The 17,676-nt window shown below is 67.6% G+C and carries 18 protein-coding genes and 1 pseudogene; 8 read left to right on the top strand and 11 right to left on the bottom strand.

Going from position 1 to position 17,676, the window contains the following annotated elements:
* Positions 1-2: 2 nt before the first annotated feature.
* The 7 genes from A5705_RS07820 to A5705_RS07850 form a co-directional block, all read right to left on the bottom strand.
* A complete protein-coding gene (locus A5705_RS07820; protein WP_068276646.1) occupies positions 3-1,130 on the bottom strand; it encodes an NDMA-dependent alcohol dehydrogenase in 1,128 nt (375 codons plus the stop codon).
* 151 nt (positions 1,131-1,281) lie between these two features.
* The gene (locus A5705_RS07825) at positions 1,282-1,836 is read right to left on the bottom strand and encodes a hypothetical protein (protein WP_067883616.1); all 555 of its coding nucleotides are present in this window, start codon (positions 1,834-1,836) and stop codon (positions 1,282-1,284) included.
* Positions 1,837-1,839: 3 nt separating this feature from the next.
* Positions 1,840-2,046: a ferredoxin gene (locus tag A5705_RS07830; RefSeq protein WP_067883617.1), complete on the bottom strand. Its 207-nt coding sequence runs from the start codon at positions 2,044-2,046 to the stop codon at positions 1,840-1,842.
* Between the two features lie 8 nt (positions 2,047-2,054).
* Entirely contained in the window at positions 2,055-3,410 is a 1,356-nt protein-coding gene (locus tag A5705_RS07835) for a cytochrome P450 (RefSeq protein ID WP_068276649.1), read from the bottom strand.
* Positions 3,407-4,234 (bottom strand): SDR family oxidoreductase, encoded by an 828-nt coding sequence (locus A5705_RS07840; RefSeq protein WP_067883619.1) that lies wholly within the window; start codon positions 4,232-4,234, stop codon positions 3,407-3,409. The genes A5705_RS07835 and A5705_RS07840 overlap by 4 nt, the downstream gene beginning before the upstream one ends.
* Positions 4,235-5,452, bottom strand: a complete 1,218-nt coding sequence (locus A5705_RS07845; RefSeq protein WP_067883620.1) for a cytochrome P450 — start codon at positions 5,450-5,452, stop codon at positions 4,235-4,237. It lies immediately after the preceding gene.
* On the bottom strand, positions 5,453-6,079 hold the full coding sequence (locus A5705_RS07850) for a TetR/AcrR family transcriptional regulator (RefSeq protein WP_067883621.1): 627 nt from the start codon (positions 6,077-6,079) through the stop codon (positions 5,453-5,455). It lies immediately after the preceding gene.
* Between the two features lie 212 nt (positions 6,080-6,291).
* On the opposite strand from A5705_RS07850, the gene A5705_RS07855 reads away from it, so the two are divergent.
* Genes A5705_RS07855 through A5705_RS07870 form a run of 4 tightly spaced genes read left to right on the top strand, consistent with a single transcriptional unit; the run spans position 6,292 to position 9,813 of the window.
* Positions 6,292-7,761: an aldehyde dehydrogenase gene (locus tag A5705_RS07855; protein ID WP_067883622.1), complete on the top strand. Its 1,470-nt coding sequence runs from the start codon at positions 6,292-6,294 to the stop codon at positions 7,759-7,761.
* A 14-nt stretch (positions 7,762-7,775) separates the two neighbouring features.
* A complete protein-coding gene (locus tag A5705_RS07860; RefSeq protein ID WP_067883623.1) occupies positions 7,776-8,525 on the top strand; it encodes an SDR family oxidoreductase in 750 nt (249 codons plus the stop codon).
* Positions 8,522-9,379, top strand: coding sequence for an NAD(P)-dependent oxidoreductase (locus tag A5705_RS07865; protein ID WP_067883624.1), 858 nt, complete (start codon positions 8,522-8,524; stop codon positions 9,377-9,379). Before A5705_RS07860 ends, A5705_RS07865 begins: the two co-directional genes overlap by 4 nt.
* Entirely contained in the window at positions 9,379-9,813 is a 435-nt protein-coding gene (locus tag A5705_RS07870) for a carboxymuconolactone decarboxylase family protein (protein WP_068276652.1), read from the top strand. Before A5705_RS07865 ends, A5705_RS07870 begins: the two co-directional genes overlap by 1 nt.
* Before the next feature lie 9 nt (positions 9,814-9,822).
* Here A5705_RS07870 and A5705_RS07875 read toward each other — a convergent pair whose 3' ends face one another.
* The gene (locus tag A5705_RS07875) at positions 9,823-10,134 is read right to left on the bottom strand and encodes an aldo/keto reductase (RefSeq protein ID WP_067883626.1); all 312 of its coding nucleotides are present in this window, start codon (positions 10,132-10,134) and stop codon (positions 9,823-9,825) included.
* A 99-nt stretch (positions 10,135-10,233) separates the two neighbouring features.
* Here A5705_RS07875 and purD point away from each other — a divergent pair, with 99 nt between their 5' ends.
* The 3 genes from purD (at position 10,234) to A5705_RS07890 (ending at position 13,676) form a co-directional block, all read left to right on the top strand.
* Positions 10,234-11,502, top strand: a complete 1,269-nt coding sequence (purD, locus tag A5705_RS07880; RefSeq protein WP_067883627.1) for a phosphoribosylamine--glycine ligase — start codon at positions 10,234-10,236, stop codon at positions 11,500-11,502.
* 111 nt (positions 11,503-11,613) lie between these two features.
* Entirely contained in the window at positions 11,614-12,357 is a 744-nt protein-coding gene (locus A5705_RS07885) for a TetR/AcrR family transcriptional regulator (protein ID WP_197517074.1), read from the top strand.
* Positions 12,354-13,676, top strand: a complete 1,323-nt coding sequence (locus A5705_RS07890) for a S9 family peptidase (protein WP_067883629.1) — start codon at positions 12,354-12,356, stop codon at positions 13,674-13,676. Before A5705_RS07885 ends, A5705_RS07890 begins: the two co-directional genes overlap by 4 nt.
* A 6-nt stretch (positions 13,677-13,682) precedes the next feature.
* Here A5705_RS07890 and A5705_RS07895 read toward each other — a convergent pair whose 3' ends face one another.
* Entirely contained in the window at positions 13,683-15,269 is a 1,587-nt protein-coding gene (locus A5705_RS07895) for a gamma-glutamyltransferase family protein (protein WP_067883715.1), read from the bottom strand.
* A gap of 70 nt (positions 15,270-15,339) precedes the next feature.
* Positions 15,340-16,257, bottom strand: coding sequence for an alpha/beta hydrolase-fold protein (locus tag A5705_RS07900; RefSeq protein ID WP_067883630.1), 918 nt, complete (start codon positions 16,255-16,257; stop codon positions 15,340-15,342).
* Between the two features lie 61 nt (positions 16,258-16,318).
* Between A5705_RS07900 and A5705_RS07905 the strand changes: the two genes are divergently transcribed.
* Positions 16,319-16,942 (top strand): TetR/AcrR family transcriptional regulator, encoded by a 624-nt coding sequence (locus A5705_RS07905; protein ID WP_067883631.1) that lies wholly within the window; start codon positions 16,319-16,321, stop codon positions 16,940-16,942.
* On the opposite strand, the pseudogene A5705_RS07910 reads toward A5705_RS07905, so the two are convergent.
* Positions 16,890-17,673: pseudogene (locus A5705_RS07910) on the bottom strand (DUF429 domain-containing protein). The gene A5705_RS07905 and the pseudogene A5705_RS07910 sit on opposite strands and share 53 nt — an antisense overlap.
* Positions 17,674-17,676 lie beyond the last annotated feature (3 nt).

Consider the following 17,676-nt stretch of genomic DNA (forward strand, 5'->3'; position numbering starts at 1 on the left):
TCTTACCGATCGGCGTCGGTGTAGCGGATGACGCCCCGAATGTTCTTGCCGTCCAGCATGTCCTGGTAGCCGTCGTTGATCTGCTCGAGCTTGTACTGGCGGGTGATCATGTCGTCCAGGTTGAGCTTGCCGGCCTTGTACATCGACAGCAGCTGCGGAATGTCGTACTGCGGGTTGCCGCCGCCGAAGATGGTGCCCTGCAGGTTCTTCTGCATCAGGGTCAGCATCGCCAGGTTCAGCGTCACGTTGGTGTCCAGCAGGCTGCCGATTGCCGTCAGCACGCAGGTGCCGCCCTTTTGGGTGATGTTGAGGTAGGCGTCGACGTCGGCCCCTTGCAGTTCGCCGACCGTCACGACCACCTTGTGGGCCATCAGGCCGTAGGTGACCTCGGCCATGCCCATCAGCGCGGCGTTGATGTCGGGGTAGACGTGGGTGGCGCCGAACTTCAGGGCCTGGTCGCGTTTCCATTCCACCGGGTCGATCGCGAAGATGTAGCGGGCACCCGCGTTGACGGCGCCCTGCAGCGCGGCCATGCCGACGCCGCCGACGCCGACGATGGCGACGTCTTGACCCGGCCGGATGTCGGCGGTGCGGACGGCCGAACCGTAGCCGGTGGTGACGCCGCAGCCGACCAGCGCGGCCACCTCGAACGGCACCGACGGGTCGATCTTCACCACGGAGCTGCGGTGCACGACCATGTACGGCGAGAAGGTGCCCAGCAGCGTCATGGGGAACACGTTCTGGCCGCGGGCCTGGATGCGGAAGGTGCCGTCGGACACCGCGGCCCCGCCGAGCAGCCCGGCGCCCAGGTCACAGAGGTTGCGCAGGCCGGCCTGACAGGTCGGACACGTCCCGCAGGACGGGATGAACGACAGCACCACGTGGTCGCCCGGGGCGATGTCCTCCACGCCGGGACCGACCTCGGTGACGATGCCCGCGCCCTCGTGCCCGCCCAGCACGGGGAAACCCGCCATCGGGATGCCGCCGGTAACTAGATGGTGATCCGAATGGCACATCCCGGCCGCTTCCATCTGGATCTTGACCTCGTGCGCCTGCGGGTCGCCGATCTCGATTTCCTCGATAGACCACGGCTGATTGAATTCCCAGATCAGCGCGCCTTTTGTTTTCATGAAGGACCTCCATCAGCATGCCCTGACCCGGTTGTCGGTGAAAGGGACCGGCCGGTGCCGGACGGCAATTTAGAACGTGTTCTCATTCGCAGACCATTATGACGCGCGTCACCGGGCTGTAAACAGGGGGGACCACCAACCGGTCGGGAGATCACCAGATGGGGACCGGCGCCTCGCCGATCGGGTAGTAGCCGGGCAGCTTCTCGCCGGCGATGCTGCGCTGGATCCGGTTCTGCATGCCCGTGCTCAGGTCGCCGGACTCGATGAGCTTTGCGAACATCTTCGCCACGTGACCGAAGTCGAAGAAGTCACGCTGCCACTCGATGAGCTGGTCGGCGCCCAGCCGGAACCAGCTGCCGCCGATGCCGTAGATCTCGTCCTGGGTGCCGTCGGTCTTGTTGACGATCTGCTTCCAGAAGCCGACGATCTCGCCCTGCTTCTCGTCGATGAGGACCTTCTGGTATTCGTACACCCAGTTCTCCAGGCCCTCCATCTCCAGGCCGAGGGCGATGTCGCGGATCTCGTCGACGCCGACGCACATCACGTCCTCCTTGGGCCCGATGTTCCAGCCGTAGGTGGCGTCCTTGGCGTAGAAATCGGCGAGCGGCGTCCAGTCGCCGGCCTTCTCGCAGTCCTTGTTGGCCTGCAGCCAGCGATCCACCCATGCCTCGAGATCCGCACGTGAATGTGACGCCTTTGCTGTCATGGGTCAGCCTTCCTTCTCTTTGATGAACAGTGCTTGCGTGGGGCACATCGCGACCGCGCGCTCGACCTCATCGCGGGCGTCTTCGGGCGGCTCGGGGTCGAGGATCTCGACCTTGCCCCGCTTGGGCACCCGGAAGTAGTCCGGGGCCTCCAGTTCGCACATGGCGTGGCCCTGACACAAATCCAGATCGGCTTCGACCCGAAATCCCATGGCATGACCTACTTCTGGCGCTTGCGGTAGCGAACCTTCGCCGGCCGGGCGAGCTGGACGACCATCTTGGAGTGGTCATTGTGGTAGCTGTCCGCCGGCTGGGCCATCTCGAACTCGTACTCGCGCAACAGGACCGAGAAGATGGCCTTGATCTGCATCTGGGCGAAAGCGGCCCCGACGCAGCGGTGTCGCCCCGCGCCGAACGGAATCCAGGTCCACCGGTTGACGATGTCGGCCTGCTCGGGCTTGTTGTAGCGATCGGGCCTGAAGGCGTCCGGGTCGGGAAAGTCCTCGGCAATCCGGTTCGAGATCGCCGGGGAGGCCGCGACGTAGTCGCCGGCGTGGATCGGGAAGCCTTCGACCTCGAACTCGCCCTTGGCGACGCGCATCAGGATGATCAGCGGCGGGTGCAAGCGCAGCGTCTCCTTGACGACGTTGTCCAGCTTCGGAATCGAGCGCAGCGCGTGGAAACTCACCGCCTGGCCGTCGGCGTACAGCTCCTCGAGCTCGGCCAGCACCTCGGCGTAGACATCGGGGTGACGGATCAACTCGATCAGCGTCCACGCCGAGGTGCCCGAGCTGGTGTGGTGCCCCGCGAACATCAGCGAGATGAACATCCCGGTGACCTCGTCGGCGGAGAAGCGGGGGTTGCCGTCCTCGTCCTTGATCGAGACCAGCACGTCGAGCATGTCCCGGTCGGTCTTGTCCTTCGGCGGATTGGCCAACCGCTGGTCCATGATCTCCTGCACCAGGGCAACCAGTTTCACGCGGGCCTCGTCACGCAGCCTGAAACTCTCGATCGGCAGGTAGGGGTCGACGTAGCACAGCGGGTCGGTGCCGCGCTCCAGCATGTGGTAGTACTCGGCGAATCGGTGGTCGAGCTGCTCGCGGAACTTCAGCCCGATCAGGCAGGCGGTCGAGGTGTAGATCGTCAGCTCGGCGAAAAAGTCGAGGAGCTCGATCTCGCCCTGGGGTCCCCAGTTGGCGATCATCTTCTTGACCTCGCCCTCGATGGTGGCGGCATGGCCCTTCATCTGCTCGCCGCGCAGCGCCGAGTTGTGCAGCATCTCCTTGCGCCGCTCCGGGCTGGCGTCGAACACCACACCCTCGCCGAAGATCGGCGTCATGAACGGGTACGCCTCGGCCTGGTCCAGCTCCTCGTCGGCGGAGCGGAAGAAGAATTCGTTGGCGCCCGCGCCGGACAACAGGATCACGTGCTTGTCGACCAGCTGAAACCAGCCGACGTCGCCGCACTCCTCCCGGACACGCTTCATCAAACCGATTGGGTCCGTTCGGAACTCCTCGAGGTGGCCGTGCTCCTCCTCGCCGCCGGAGACCCGCGGCACCTGGGTGGTCGTGGTCATTGTCCTGGCATCCCCTCTTCGCCGAGCGCGAGCTTCTGGCGATCCGTCTTGTCGGCCAACGGGGCTTCCGGCTGAAGTTCCATGTTCGCGATGAAGCCACCGCGCGGGGTTTCGGCGACGAACGTGATGGCCCGCGCCAAATCGGCCGCGCGCAGGAAGTAGTCGTGGCGGGCCTGGCCCCACTTGGCCCAGTCCTCCAGCGCGGGGCCGATCTTCTCGGCCGGCAGGCTCCAGCCCATCGCCGTCTTCGTCGGCCCGGGGTGCACGATCGAGGCCCGCACGCCGGTGCCCTCGAGTTCCATCTGGAAGTTGGTGACCATCGCGACGAGCGCGGCCTTGGCCGCGCCGTAGGCGCCCATGTGCGGCCGCTGGCGCAGGGCCACGTCGGAGCCGACGAAGATCAGGTCGCCGCGCTGCCGCTCGAGCATGCCGGGCAGCACGGCTGAGGCCAACCGGAAGGCGCCGACCAGGTGGATCTGCAGCTGCGACTCGAACTCCTCGCCTGCGATCTCGGCGAGCTTGCCGAAGTAGGTGTCGCCCGCGCCGGCCACCAGCACCTCGATGTCGCCGAGCGCCTCAACCGCCTGGGCGACAAAGGATTTGACCGAGTTCGGGTCGGTGACGTCCAGGTGGAAGCCGACCGCCTCGCCGCCGTCGGCGTTGATCTTGCCGACGATGTCGTTGAGCTTCTCGACCCGGCGGGCGCCCAGGGCGACCGGAAAGCCGTGTGCCGCGAGTTCGATCGCGGTGGCCTCTCCGATGCCGGACGAGGCGCCGGCCACGATCGCCGGCCGGCGCTCGGGCAGGGGATCAAAGCGGGGCATTCAGCGGACCTCCACACTCATGGGTAGGTGAGCGAATCCGCGGACATTGCTGGAGTGGACGCGGACGGCGTTGGCCTCGTCCACCTGATATCCGCGGATTCGCTTGAACAACTCGGTCAGCGCGACCCGGGCCTCCATCCGCGCCAGATGCGCGCCCAGGCAGAAGTGCGCGCCGCTGCCGAAACTCAATAACTTGGGCCCGATTTCGCGCCCGATCAGGTAGTCGTCGGGGTTGTCGAAGACCCGCTCGTCGCGATGGCCCGAACCCGGCAACAGCAGCAGCACGTCGCCTTCGGGAATGGTGGTGTCGTACAGGGTGAGCTCACCGGAGACCGTTCGGGCCAGGATCTGGCTCGAGGTGTCGTAGCGCAGGGTCTCCTCGACCCACAACGGCACCTGGGACAGGTCGGCGTAGACCGGGGTCAGCTGATCCGGGTTCTTATGTCCCCAAAATGCCGCATTGGCAAGCAGCTTGGTGGTCGTCTCGTTTCCGGCGATCACCATCAGGAACATGAAGCCGAGCACTTCGTCGTCGGTGAGCCGGTCGCCGTCGATCTCGGCCTCCAGCAGTGCGGTGGTCAGGTCGTCGGTGGGCCTCTTGCGCCGCTCGGCAACCATGCCCTGGTAGTAGACGATGAGGTTGAGGGACGCCTCGATTGCCTCCGGCGGGACGTCGGTGACGCCCTCCTCGCGGTGCATCACGCCGTCGGCCCAGGCCCGAACCTGGACGCGATCCGGCTCGGGGACGCCCATCAACTCGGAGATGACGTCCATCGGCAGCTTGCCGGCGAACTCGTCGACGTAGTCGACGGCACCGTCGTTCGCCTTGTCCAGCATGGTGTCCAGGTGCTGCATCGCGATCTCGGTGACGCGGGGCTCCAGCTCCCGAATCCGCCTGGGCGTGAACCCCTTTGAGACCAGGGTCCGCAGCCGCAGATGGGCGGGGTCGTCCATGGCCAGAAACGACATCGTCTTGGACGCGTGCGGGCCGCGAGAGGCCGGATCCAGCGAGACGCCGTACTTGTTGGACAGCGTGGTGCTGTTGCGGAACCCTTGCAGCACGTCCTGATGCCGCGACAAGGCCCAGAACTTCAGCTCGTCGTTGCGGTACAGCGGCGCCTCGTCGCGCAGCCGCTTGTAAAACGGGTACGGATCCTCGTGAAAGCGGTAGTCGTAGGGATCAAGGACCAGCTCGTGGTCGCCGACATGCACGGTCATCTAGCTACCTGTCTCTTCGCTGGCGGCGGTCAAGATGAGCCCCGCGACGTCGGCGAGGCGGTCGGCGATCTCGCGGTAGGTGAGTTGCCCGCTGGCGGCCTGCACCAACGCCCCGAAAAACGCCATCTCGAGCGCGGATACGGTGGCGGGATCGGCGCCCGGACCTATCGCCGATGCGATGCGGCGATGAATTTCCGCGCCGATCCGGTCGCGCGCCGCGCACACGGCAGGATCGGCGCCGCCACTCAGCAGCGCCGCCGTGCAGGCCGCGCCGACCTCGGGTTCGTCGGCGACCACCAGGGCCAGGTGGCGGAGCACCTTGTCCACCCGGGCGGGCATGGGGTCGTTCACGTCGGTGAAGAAGGGGACCTGGCGCACCAGGTCGAGGTAGACCTCGGCGATCAGATGGTTCTTCGACGAAAAGTAGGTGTAGGCGGTCGCGGGGGCCACCTTGGCGCGGGCCGCCACCGCGCGCACCGTCAGGTCGGCATAGGACTTCTCGCGCAGCGTCTCGATGCCCGCCGCGAGGACCTTGCGGAAGGTCTCCTCCTGGCGGCGGTTGCGCAAAGTCGCTCCGGTCTGGCGGTCGGCGTGGGATGCGAGCGCAGCCAGTGCATCGCTGGACACATGTCCAAGCTATCGGATGCCGGCGACGGGAAGCAAGCCCGATCGGCAAATACCCAGCTTAATTGGGAACTTTCGGCGCCCCCGTTGGTGCCCGAGGAGATCGGCCCTTGCACCGCCGAGGACCGGGCGACTATGGTTCGGTACGACAATATCGGACAAGTGTCCACTCAACTGGCGTGCATGGTTGGGCCGCGCACAGACGGGAGCGGGAGATGGCCTTGTTGGCCGACGGCGCGAGCGCACTGTTCATCGACGGGAAGTCTTCGCCGGGCAGTGCCGGCACGTTTCCCACGATCAACCCGGCAACCGAGGAAGTGCTCGGGGTCGCCGCCGACGCCGACGCCGGCGACATGGGCCGCGCCATCGACGCAGCGCGGCGGGCGTTCGACGGCACGGACTGGTCCCGCGACACCGAACTGCGGGTGCGGTGCGTGCGGCAGTTGCGCGAGGCGATGCAGCAGCACCTCGAGGAGCTGCGGGAGCTGACCATCGCCGAGGTCGGCGCACCGCGAATGCTCACCAGCATCGCCCAGTTGGAAAGCCCGGTCAACGACCTGGCGTTCGCGGCGGATACGGCCGAATCGTACGAATACAACCAGGATCTCGGCGAGGCGTCGCCGATGGGCATCCCCACCCGGCGCACCATCGCCCGTGAGGCCGTCGGCGTCGTCGGCGCGATCACCCCGTGGAACTTCCCCCACCAGATCAACCTCGCCAAGATCGGGCCCGCGCTGGCCGCCGGCAACACCGTCGTCTTGAAGCCCGCCCCCGACACCCCGTGGTGCGCCGCCGTGCTGGGCGAACTCATCGCCGAGCACACCGACTTTCCGCCCGGTGTGATCAACATCGTCACGTCCAGCGACCACGGCGTCGGCGCGCTGCTGGCCAAAGACCCTCGGGTGGACATGGTTTCGTTCACCGGCTCGACCGCCACCGGCCGCAGTGTGATGGCCGACGGCGCGGCCACCATCAAGAAGGTGTTCCTCGAACTGGGCGGCAAGTCGGCGTTCATCGTCCTCGACGACGCCGACCTGGGCGGTGCGGTCGGAGTGGCGGGCTTCTCGGTCTGCATGCACGCCGGGCAGGGCTGCGCGATCACCACCCGGCTGGTGGTGCCGCGCGCGCGGTACGACGAAGCGGTCTCCATCGCGGCCGCGACGATGGGCGGCATCAAGGCCGGCGATCCCACCGATCCCGGAACCATCTGCGGGCCGGTCATTTCCGCGCGCCAGCGCGACCGGATACAGGGCTACCTCGACTCGGCGATCGCCGAGGGCGGAACGTTCGCGTGCGGGGGTGGGCGGCCGGCCGACCGTGACGTCGGCTTCTTCATCGAGCCCACGCTGATCGCGGGCCTGGGCAACGACGCCCGCTGCGCGCGGGAGGAGATCTTCGGACCCGTGCTGACGGTGATCCCGCACGACGGCGACGACGACGCCGTGCGCATCGCCAACGACTCGCCATACGGACTGTCGGGCACCGTGTTCGGCGCCGACCCCGGTAGGGCGGCGAGCGTCGCCGCGCGCGTCCGCGCCGGCACCATCAATGTCAATGGCGGCGTGTGGTATTCGGCCGATGCGCCATTCGGTGGCTACAAGCAGTCCGGGAACGGCCGCGAGATGGGCCTGGCCGGTTTCGAGGAGTACCTGGAGATCAAGACCATCGCGACAGCGGTTAGCTGAAGGAGCTTGAAAGAATGCGATTCGAGAACAAGGTCGCCATCGTCACCGGGTCGGGCGGCGGCATCGGCCGGGCGTACGCCGAGGCGCTGGCCCGCGAGGGCGCGGCGGTCGTGGTGGCCGACATCAAGGCCGAGGCGGCCGAGGGGGTGGCCAAGCAGATCGTCGCCGACGGCGGAACGGCGCTGGCCGTCCCCGTCGACGTGTCCGACCCGGCGTCGGCCAAGGCGATGGCCGACCGGACGCTGGCCGAGTTCGGCGGCATCGACTACCTGGTCAACAACGCCGCGATATTCGGGGGCATGAAGCTGGACTTCCTGCTCACCGTCGATGCGGACTACTACCGGAAGTTCATGAGCGTCAACCTCGACGGCGCGCTGTGGTGCACCCGCGCGGTGTACAAGAAGATGGCCAAGCGCGGCGGCGGGGCGATCGTCAACCAGTCGTCCACGGCCGCCTGGCTGTACTCGAACTTCTACGGCCTCGCCAAGGCCGGGATCAACGGCCTGACGCAACAGCTGTCCCGCGAACTGGGTGGCCAGAACATCCGGATCAACGCGATCGCCCCCGGACCCATCGACACCGAGGCCAACCGGACCACCACGCCGCAGGAGATTGTCGCCGACATCGTCAAGGGTCTGCCGTTGTCCCGCATGGGAACTCCCGAAGACGTCGTCGGGATGTGCCTGTTCCTGCTGTCCGACGAGGCGTCGTGGATCACCGGGCAGATATTCAACGTTGACGGCGGGCAGATAATCCGGTCATGAGTCAGGATTTGAAGCTCGGCTTCATCGGCTTGGGCAATATGGGCGCGCCGATGGCCACCAAGATGACCGAATGGCCCGGCGGGGTGACGGTTTACGACATCCGGGCCGAGGCCATGACACCGCTCGCCGAGAAGGGTGCCGGCCTGGCCGACAGCATCGCCGACGTCGCCGCCGCCGACATCGTCCACATCACCGTCCTCAACGACGAGCAGGTGCGCGAGGTCGTCGGCGAACTGGCCGCGCACGCCAAGCCGGGAACGGTGATCGCGATCCACTCGACCATCAGCGACACCACCGCGGTCGAACTGGCCCGCGAACTGAAACCGCGTGACATTCATGTCGTCGACGCACCCGTCAGCGGTGGCGCGGCGGCCGCCGCGAAGGGCGAGCTCGCCACCATGGTGGGGGCCGATCGTGAGGTATACGAGAAGATCAAGCCGGCGTTCAAGCACTGGGCCGCGGTGGTCATCCACGCCGGTGAGCCCGGCGCGGGGACGCGAATGAAGCTGGCCCGCAACATGTTGACGTTCACCTCCTACGTGGCGGCGTGCGAGGCGATGAAGCTGGCCGAGGCCGCCGGGCTGGACCTGCAGGCCCTGGGCCGGGTGGTGCGCCACACCGACGCCCTGACCGGCGGTCCCGGGGCGATCATGGTGCGCGACGACATGAAAGACCTTCAGCCGGAACACTTCCTGTACCAACCGTTCATGCATACCCGGGGCCTCGGAGAAAAGGACCTGAGCCTGGCGCTGGCGCTGGGCGAGGCGGTGTCGGTGGACCTGCCGTTGGCCCGGTTGGCCTACGAAGGACTGGCGGCAGGACTCGGGGTGCCGCACAACGAGAAAGAGGCGTGATGGACGAGCGACGGCGCAAGGGCCTCGAGAAGATGAACGAGGTCTACGGCTGGGAGATGCCCAACATCGAGGGCGATGCGTACTTCGACCTGACCGTCGACCACCTGTTCGGCAGCATCTGGACGCGGCCCGGATTATCGATGCGCGACAAGCGGATCATGACCCTGACGGCCGTGACCGCGATCGGGAACCGCGACCTGGCCGAGATCCAGATCAACGCCGCGCTGCTCAACGGGGAGCTCGACGAGACCGAGCTGAAGGAGATGGCGGTCTTCCTCACCCACTATCTCGGGTTCCCGCTGGGCTCGGCGCTCAACGGCGCCGTCGACGCGGTCGTCGCGAAGCGCAGGAAGGCCGCGGCGAAGGGCGCCGGCGAGGACAAGAAGGCCAACGTGGATGCCGCGTTGAAGATGCATTCCGGTGACAAGGAGTGACCGGCCGACTCAGTACGGCCGGACGCCTTGCGGCATCACGTATTCGGAGGTTGGCCCGTACACGCCGTTGACGGTGGTCCCGCCCTGGATGATGCCCGGGGCCATCTCCAGCATGTTGTGAGGGAATCCGAAAGTCGGTTTGGTCAGCGCGTCCAGCCGGTCCAGTTCATCGGCGGTGAGGTGCACGTCGACGGCTTGAACATTGTCCTCGAGCTGCGAGAGCCTGCGCGCCCCGATGATGACAGACGAGACGGCGGGCTGCGCCTGGACCCACGCGAGCGCCACGCCGGCGACCGTCGTCTCGTGCGCCGTGGTGAGCACGAGCGGTTACCCATCGAGTCGTTCGACGAATCCGTGGCCTGAGCCCCTTCGTCGTCCGCGCATGTGGCGTGGCGCGACGGCCCGCTAGAGTGACGTGTCGTGCGCGTCCTGGTGATCGGATCTGGTGCCCGTGAGCATGCGCTGCTGCTGGCGCTTCGCAACGACCCGCAGGTCACGGGACTGGCCGTCGCTCCGGGCAACGCCGGGACCGCTCGCCTGGCCGAGCAGCACGATGTCGACATCACCTCGGGTGAAGCGGTGGTCGCGCTGGCTCGCGAGGTCCGGGCCGACCTGGTGGTCATCGGCCCCGAGGTGCCGCTGGTCCTCGGCGTGGCCGACGCGGTGCGGGCCGCCGGCATCGTCTGCTTCGGGCCCGGCAAGGACGCCGCGCGCATCGAGGGCTCCAAGGCGTTCGCCAAAGACGTTATGGCCGCCGCCGGCGTCCGGACCGCATCCAGCGAAATCGTGGACAGCCCAGCCACACTGGACGCTGCCCTGGACCGGTTCGGGCCCCCCGCGGGCGACCCGGCCTGGGTGGTGAAAGACGACGCCCTGGCGGCCGGCAAGGGCGTGGTGGTGACCCCCGATCGCGAGGTGGCGCGAGCCCACGCCGCCGGACTGCTCGAGGCGGGACACCCGGTGCTGCTCGAGTCCTTCCTGGACGGCCCCGAGGTCTCGCTGTTCTGCGTCGTCGACGGCCGCACCGTGGTGCCGCTGCTGCCGGCGCAGGACTTCAAGCGGGTCGGCGACGGTGATACCGGACCCAACACCGGGGGCATGGGCGCCTACGCGCCGCTGTCGTGGCTGCCCGAGGAGCTTTTCCGGGAAATCGTCGGCCAGATTGTCGAACCCGTCGCGGCCGAACTCGTCGAGCGGGGATGCCCGTTCAGCGGATTGCTCTACGTCGGCCTGGCGATCACGGCGAACGGCCCCGCGGTGGTCGAATTCAATTGCCGCTTCGGCGATCCCGAGACCCAGGTAGTGCTGGCGCTGCTGGAGTCACCGCTTGGACAGCTGCTCTATGCCGCGGGCACCGGCAAGCTGGCAGACTTCGGCGAATTGCACTGGCGCGAAGGCGCCGCGGTGACGGTGGTGCTGGCGGCCGAGAACTATCCGGGCCGCCCCCGGGTCGGAGACGTCGTCGTCGGCGCTGAAGCCGACGGGGTGCTGCACGCCGGAACCGCGCGGCGCGACGACGGGGCGATCGTCTCCTCGGGCGGTCGGGTGCTGTCGGTGGTGGGCACCGGAGCGGACCTGTCCGCCGCACGCGCCAACGCTTACGAGATTCTGCGCTCGATTCGGTTGCCCGGCAGCCACTTTCGCAGCGACATCGCGCTGGCGGCGGCGGAGGGCAAGGTCAGCGTTTAGTTTTCGGCCACTGCGGCGGCGTCACTGGGTGAAGTCGGCTCCCACCCCCTTGACCACAGCGAGGGGAACGGTCAGAATGAATTAATAAACCAACCGTCGGTCTAAGAATTGGTGAGTGCATTGGCGCGAAAGGTCAACGTTGCAGAGCACGCGGCGCGCCGTGACGCCATTCTGGATGCCGCCCAGCGGCTGGTCCTATCGAAGGGCTACGAGCGGCTGACGGTGCAGGATCTCCTCGATGAACTGCAGATCTCCAAGGGCGCCTTCTACCACTACTTCGATTCCAAGCCGGCGGTGATCGAGTCTCTCACCGAGCGACTCGTCAGCGACTCCGCACAGGCGCTTGCCCCGACCGTCGATAGCCATGAGTTGGGGGCGGATGAAAAGCTGAAGCGCTTCTTTGACGAGATCGTTCGCTGGAAGTCTGAGCGCCAGAGTTTGTTTGTGGCGATGCTGCCAGTCTGGTATGCGCCTGAGAACGTCGTGTTCCGCCTGCGAGTCCAGGTGGCTGTGGCCAGACGACTTGCGCCGTTGGTGACTTCGATCGTGCATCAGGGTGTGAAAGAGCGGCGGTTCGCCACCGCCTTTCCCGAGCAGGCCGGCGCGATCATTGTCACCCTCGTTCAGGCGTTGCAGGACGCGATTGCCCACCAGTTGATGGCGATTGCGTATCGGTCACCGCAAGCGTCGCGGACGCGGGACATCGTTGCAACTTATGGGGCGCACATCGAAGCTATTGAGCGCTATCTGGGCCTACCAGCAGGTGCCCTATATCGTGCCGACTCTCGGGCCGTGAATAGCTGGATCGCCTCTATACGACAAGCCGATACGACGCTGGCGGGAGCGACGGGATGAAGGTTGATTTCGCCAACAAGACCGTAGGTGGTTTCAATTTCGAGTTCGTCCGCGGATTGTCGTTGCAGGCGGCCGGCGCGGCCGAATACGGCGAGTGCATGGACACCATGAGCCGAATCACGAGCAACAACTTCAACAGCTGGATCACCGAATGGGCCGCCACCGCAGACCGGGTCGCCGCATTCGCGCACGCCGAAGAGCGGCTGGGCAACCGCGCGAGTGCCCACGACGCTTTTCAGCGCGCGGCCAACTATTACCGCATGGCCGTGTTCTATGCCGCGCACACCGAGGCCCGCCACACCCAGCTATGGCAGCGCAGCAAGGATTGCTTTCATCAGACGATCGCCCTCATGGACGGTCCCTTCGAGATTTTGAACATCGAGTTTGAAGGAGCTCGGCTGCCGGCCTATTTCGCCTCGGCCGGCGACGGTCAGCGTCCCACGCTGATCGCGCTGGGTGGCTTTGACTCGACGATCGAGGAGCTTTATTGGTGGGTTGGTGCCGCTGCTCGGGCCCATGGTTGGAACTGCCTGATGTTCGAGGGTCCCGGACAGTGGGGAGCACTGAAGACCAACCCGGGCTTGACCTTTCGGCCCGATTACGAAAAGCCAGTAGGCGCCGCGGTGGACTATCTTCACACACGCTCCGATGTCGATACGGGCAAGCTGGCCATCATCGGGTACTCGATGGGTGGTTACCTGGCTACCCGAGGTGCGCTCGACCAGCGGATCGGCGCCTGCATCCCAAACTCGCTGATCGTCGATTGCGGTGCAGCCGCCCGGGCCGGAATGAAGGGGCTGCTCAAGAGCACCAGATTCATGGATCTGGCGTTCAACCTGATTATGAAAGTCAATACCCCGGCCCGCTGGGGCTTTCAACACTCCGCATGGACGCTGGGTATCCGCAACGCCCACGAATGGGTGCAGGCCTACCGGCCCTACAGCATCAAAGACCTCACGGACCGTTACCGCCATCCCATGTTGTTCCTGTTCAGCGAGGACGACATTCGCGACGCCGCCGCGCCTTCGGCGGACATCGTCAACGACATGCTCGACTTCATGCTCGAACTCAACTGCGACCGCTACATCCGCCTGTTCACCCGAGCCGAAGGCGCATCAAGCCACTGCCAGATGGGCGGATTGAGCTACGCCCAGGCCGTGATCTTCGACTGGCTTAACCACGTTTTTCTCGATGGTCCGATGCCCGAGCCGGCAAGTCCGGCCGTCGCCGATCTGTTCGTCGGCCAGTTTGCCAAGCATGGGAAGGCAGAAGGCGAAACCAAAGCCAGGCAACTGGTTGAGGTCGCCGAGCTCATTTGAGTAGCTTCAGAAACCCGCGGCCTGACCGTCACGGCGCGGATCGCTGACCGCCAAGTAGCCGCCATCCAGGCGCCAGATCGCCTGGCAGCTACCGAATTCGTTGTAGTCGTCCACGGTGACCAGATGGTGGCCGCGGCGCCGGAGTTCGTCCAGCGTCGACGCCGGGAACCCCCTCTCGCAACTCACCTGCGTGCCCTGCACCCAGCGGAACCGGGGCCCGTCGCACGCCGCCTGCGGATTCTGGCCGTGGTCGGCGATGCGCACCATCACCTGCACGTGGCCCTGCGGCTGCATCATGCCGCCCATCACCCCGAAGCTCAGCACCGGTGCGCCGTCCCTGGTGACGAACCCCGGGATGATCGTGTGGTAGGGACGCTTGCCGGGCCCGACCCGGTTCGGATGCCCCTCGGCCACAGCGAAATTCGATCCCCTGTTCTGCAGCGACACCCCGGTGCCCGGCACCACCACACCCGAGCCGAACCCCATGTAGTTGGACTGGATCATCGACACCATGACCCCGTTGGCGTCCGCGGCGGTCAGATACACCGTGCCGCCGCGCGGCGTGCCTGCCGCCGCCGGCTGGGCCCGCTCGCGATCGATCAGTGCCGCGCGCCCCCGCAGGTATTCGTCGTCCAGCAGGTGTTCCGGCGCGACCGCCATGTGGTCGATGTCGGCGACATGGGCCTGCGCGTCGGCGAACGCCAGTTTCACCGCTTCGATCTGCAGGTGCACGCTGTCGGCGGAATCGGCCGGCCACGAAGACATCTCGAAGTGCTCCAGGATGCCCAGCGCGATGAGCGCCACGATCCCCTGGCCATTGGGCGGTATCTCGTGCACCGTGTACCCGCGGTAGGGGGCGTCGATCGTGCCCACCCAGTCGGCGCGGTGCGCGGCGAGGTCGGCGGCACGCATGGCCCCGCCGTGGTCCAGCGCGTGCGCCTCGAGTCGGGCCGCAACGTCCCCGCGGTAGAACGCCTCGCCGTGGGTGGCGGCGATCCGCTCGAGCGTGGCGGCGTGGTCCGGAAACCGAAACAGTTCACCGGCTTTCGGGGCGCGCCCGCCGGGCAGGAACGCCTCGGCGAACCCGGGCTGGTCCTTGAACTGCGGCACCTGGGCCGCCCATTGCTCCGCGACGGTCGGCGACACCAGAAAGCCGTTGCGCCCGTACGAGATCGCCGGCTCGAACAGCCTCTCGAACGGCAGACCGCCGAACCTGGCGTGCAACTCGGCCCATGCAGACACGGCCCCGGGAACGGTCACCGAGTTCCAGCCGAGCGCGGGAACCGCGTTGCCGCCGAAGTACTCCGGCGTCCAGGCCGCGGGGGAGCGGCCGGATGCGTTGAGACCGTGCAACCGCCGCCCGTCCCAGACGATCGCGAAGGCGTCCGAGCCGATGCCGTTCGACACCGGCTCCACGACGGTCAGGGCGATGGCGGTGGCGATCGCGGCGTCCACCGCGTTGCCGCCCGCGGCCAGCATGCGCAAACCCGCCTGGGCGGCCAGGGGTTGCGACGTGCACACGGCGTTGGCCGCCAAGACGGGCTTTCGGGGCCAGGCGTAGGGGAAGGTCCAGTCGAACGGCGGCGTCGTCACCTCCGCGAGCGTAATGCCGGCGCGACGGTCGGCGCGCACCGCCGCGCTGGAGTGACGTTCGAAGGGGTCGCTACGCCGTCAGCAGCGGCGCCAGCCACGTCAGCTCGGCCGGCAGTTGCGAGCTCCAGAACTCCGCGTTGTGCCCGCCGGGCGAGAACCCGCCCGCGGGCGGGTTGGGCAGTTGCGCGATGAACTGCTTCGTCGCGCCGTAGAACGGGTCGCTGTCGCCGCAATCCACCCGGATCGGGATCGACGCCAGCGCCGGCATACCGAACACCGAGTTCGCCGCGAAGTCGTCGGGCCCGTCGAACGCCCCGGGCGCGGCCGCCCCGGACGACAGCCACAAGGCCGGGCTCACCGCGCAAATCGCGGCGGTGCGGGCGGGTCCGAGTCGGCCGCCGAGCAGCAGCGCGCCGTAGCCGCCCATCGACCAGCCCAGGAACGCCACCCGCGAGGTGTCCAAATCCTGGCCGCCCAGCATCGGGATCAGCTCGTCGAGCACCATGGCCCCGGCGTCCTCGCCCGATGCCCTCTTGTGCCAGTAACCGCCGCCACCGTCGACGGCGACGACGGCGAACGGCGGCAGCCCGGCGTTGACGGCCTGCGCCAGCCCCTGCTCGACGCCGCCGGCCATCACGGTCGACGCGTCGCTGCCCTTGCCGTGCAGCGCGATCACCGGTCGCAGCGCCTTGGTCTGCCCGGGTGGACGGGCGATCGCCCAGTTGGTGTTGATGCCGCCGCGCGCCGCCGACACGAAGGAGCCCGTAACCATGGTCGGGGCGGCCGGGGCCGGGGCCGCCGGTTCGACGGGCGCGGCGGGCACGGGTGCGGACGGCGCTCGCGGGGTGGCCGCCGACACCGGCGCGGCGTGCGATGTCCGGGGTTCGAGCAGGATGTCGAGGGCATATGCACCGGCGGCGCCGACGGCCGCGCTGGCGCCGAGGCCGAACAGGGCGCGGCGGCTCAAGTCGGGCATGGGCGCCATCATGCCATGGCCGTTTGGCCAAAATGGCAATGCAGTACCACTTTTGCTGGCACGATGGCTACTCGTGACGGCAGCGGTTACTCCAAAGGGAGAGCGTCGGCGGTATGCCCTTGTGAGCGCCGCCGCCGAGCTGCTTGCCGAGGGCGGGTTCGAAGCGGTGCGGCATCGGGCGGTCGCCCGGCGGGCCGGGCTGCCGCTGGCGTCCACCACCTACTACTTCTCGTCTCTGGACGACCTGATCGCGCGCGCCGTCGAGCACATCGGCATGATCGAGATCGCGCAGCTCCGGGCCCGGGTCAACGAGCTGTCCCGGCGGCGGCGCGGTCCCGAGACCACCGCCGAGGTGCTGGTCGACCTGCTCGTGGGGGACCTGTCCGATCCGGCGCTCGTGGAGCAGCTGATCTCCCGGTACGAGCGGCACATCGCCTGCACGCGCCTGCCCGCGTTGCGTGAGACGATGCGCCGCAGCCTGCGGCAGCGCGCCGAGGCGGTGGCGGAGGCGATCGAGCGATCCGGCCGCTCCGCACACATCGAGCTGGTGCGCACGCTTGTCTGCGCGGTCGATGGTTCGGTGGTCTCCGCCCTGGTGGAAGGCGGCGATCCGCGCGCGGCCGCGATGGGGACGGTGGTCGACATCATCGACGTGCTCGCGCCCATCGACCCGCGGCCGGTCGATCTGAGCCATTAGGGGCCGGGGGGCGACGGCGTCACGATGTATCCCGTGGCAAAGTCGCCATAGATCGTCACGGCTTCCGGGCGGCGCTGGAAATATAGCGCCACGTACGCGCACACGACCGCGTCGACCGGATCTTCGGCGCGGCGCAGGTCGCTCTTGCGTCGCGCCGTCACCACCGCCCGTCGCAGTTCCGCCCAGCCGTCATGACCCGCCACGCGCATCGGCACCCCGGCCCGCGCGAGCTTTTCGACGCCGTCCATCAGCAGGAGCAGCTCCGAGCGGAGCCGCGCGAGGTCGCGCCCGGGCTTGGCCTTGTACTTCAGCGTTCTGGCCAGCCGGAAGAGCACGACGGTCGCCGGATGCGGGTAGACCTCGATGGCGCGCCGCGCGGCCGGTGATCGCGGGTCCATGTCGAGGCGCAGCGCTCGGGCCAGCCGCGCGGCGCGCGGTATGTCGGCGAACTCCGGTTTGGCCGTGTTGGCCGGGTGGGCCCCGGCTTCGAACCGGCGAAAGTCGCGGTTGAGGGCGGCCTCGGCGGGTCGCTGCCCCGTCGGGTTGGTCACCACCAGCGGCGCGTCGAAGGCGACCAGGCAATCACCCCGGACGTAGGGCGACAGCGCGGCCAGCACCGCCGCGTCGTCCCGCACGGCGCTCAGATGCACCAGCCGGCCGTCGGCGTCGAGGACCGCGACGCCGGTGGGGTTGCGACCGGCCCAGGCCAGGTCGACGCCGGCGAAGTACACCCG

Origin of the sequence: Mycobacterium sp. E787 (assembly GCF_001668725.1) — a bacterium.
Classification (GTDB): Bacteria; Actinomycetota; Actinomycetes; order Mycobacteriales; family Mycobacteriaceae; genus Mycobacterium.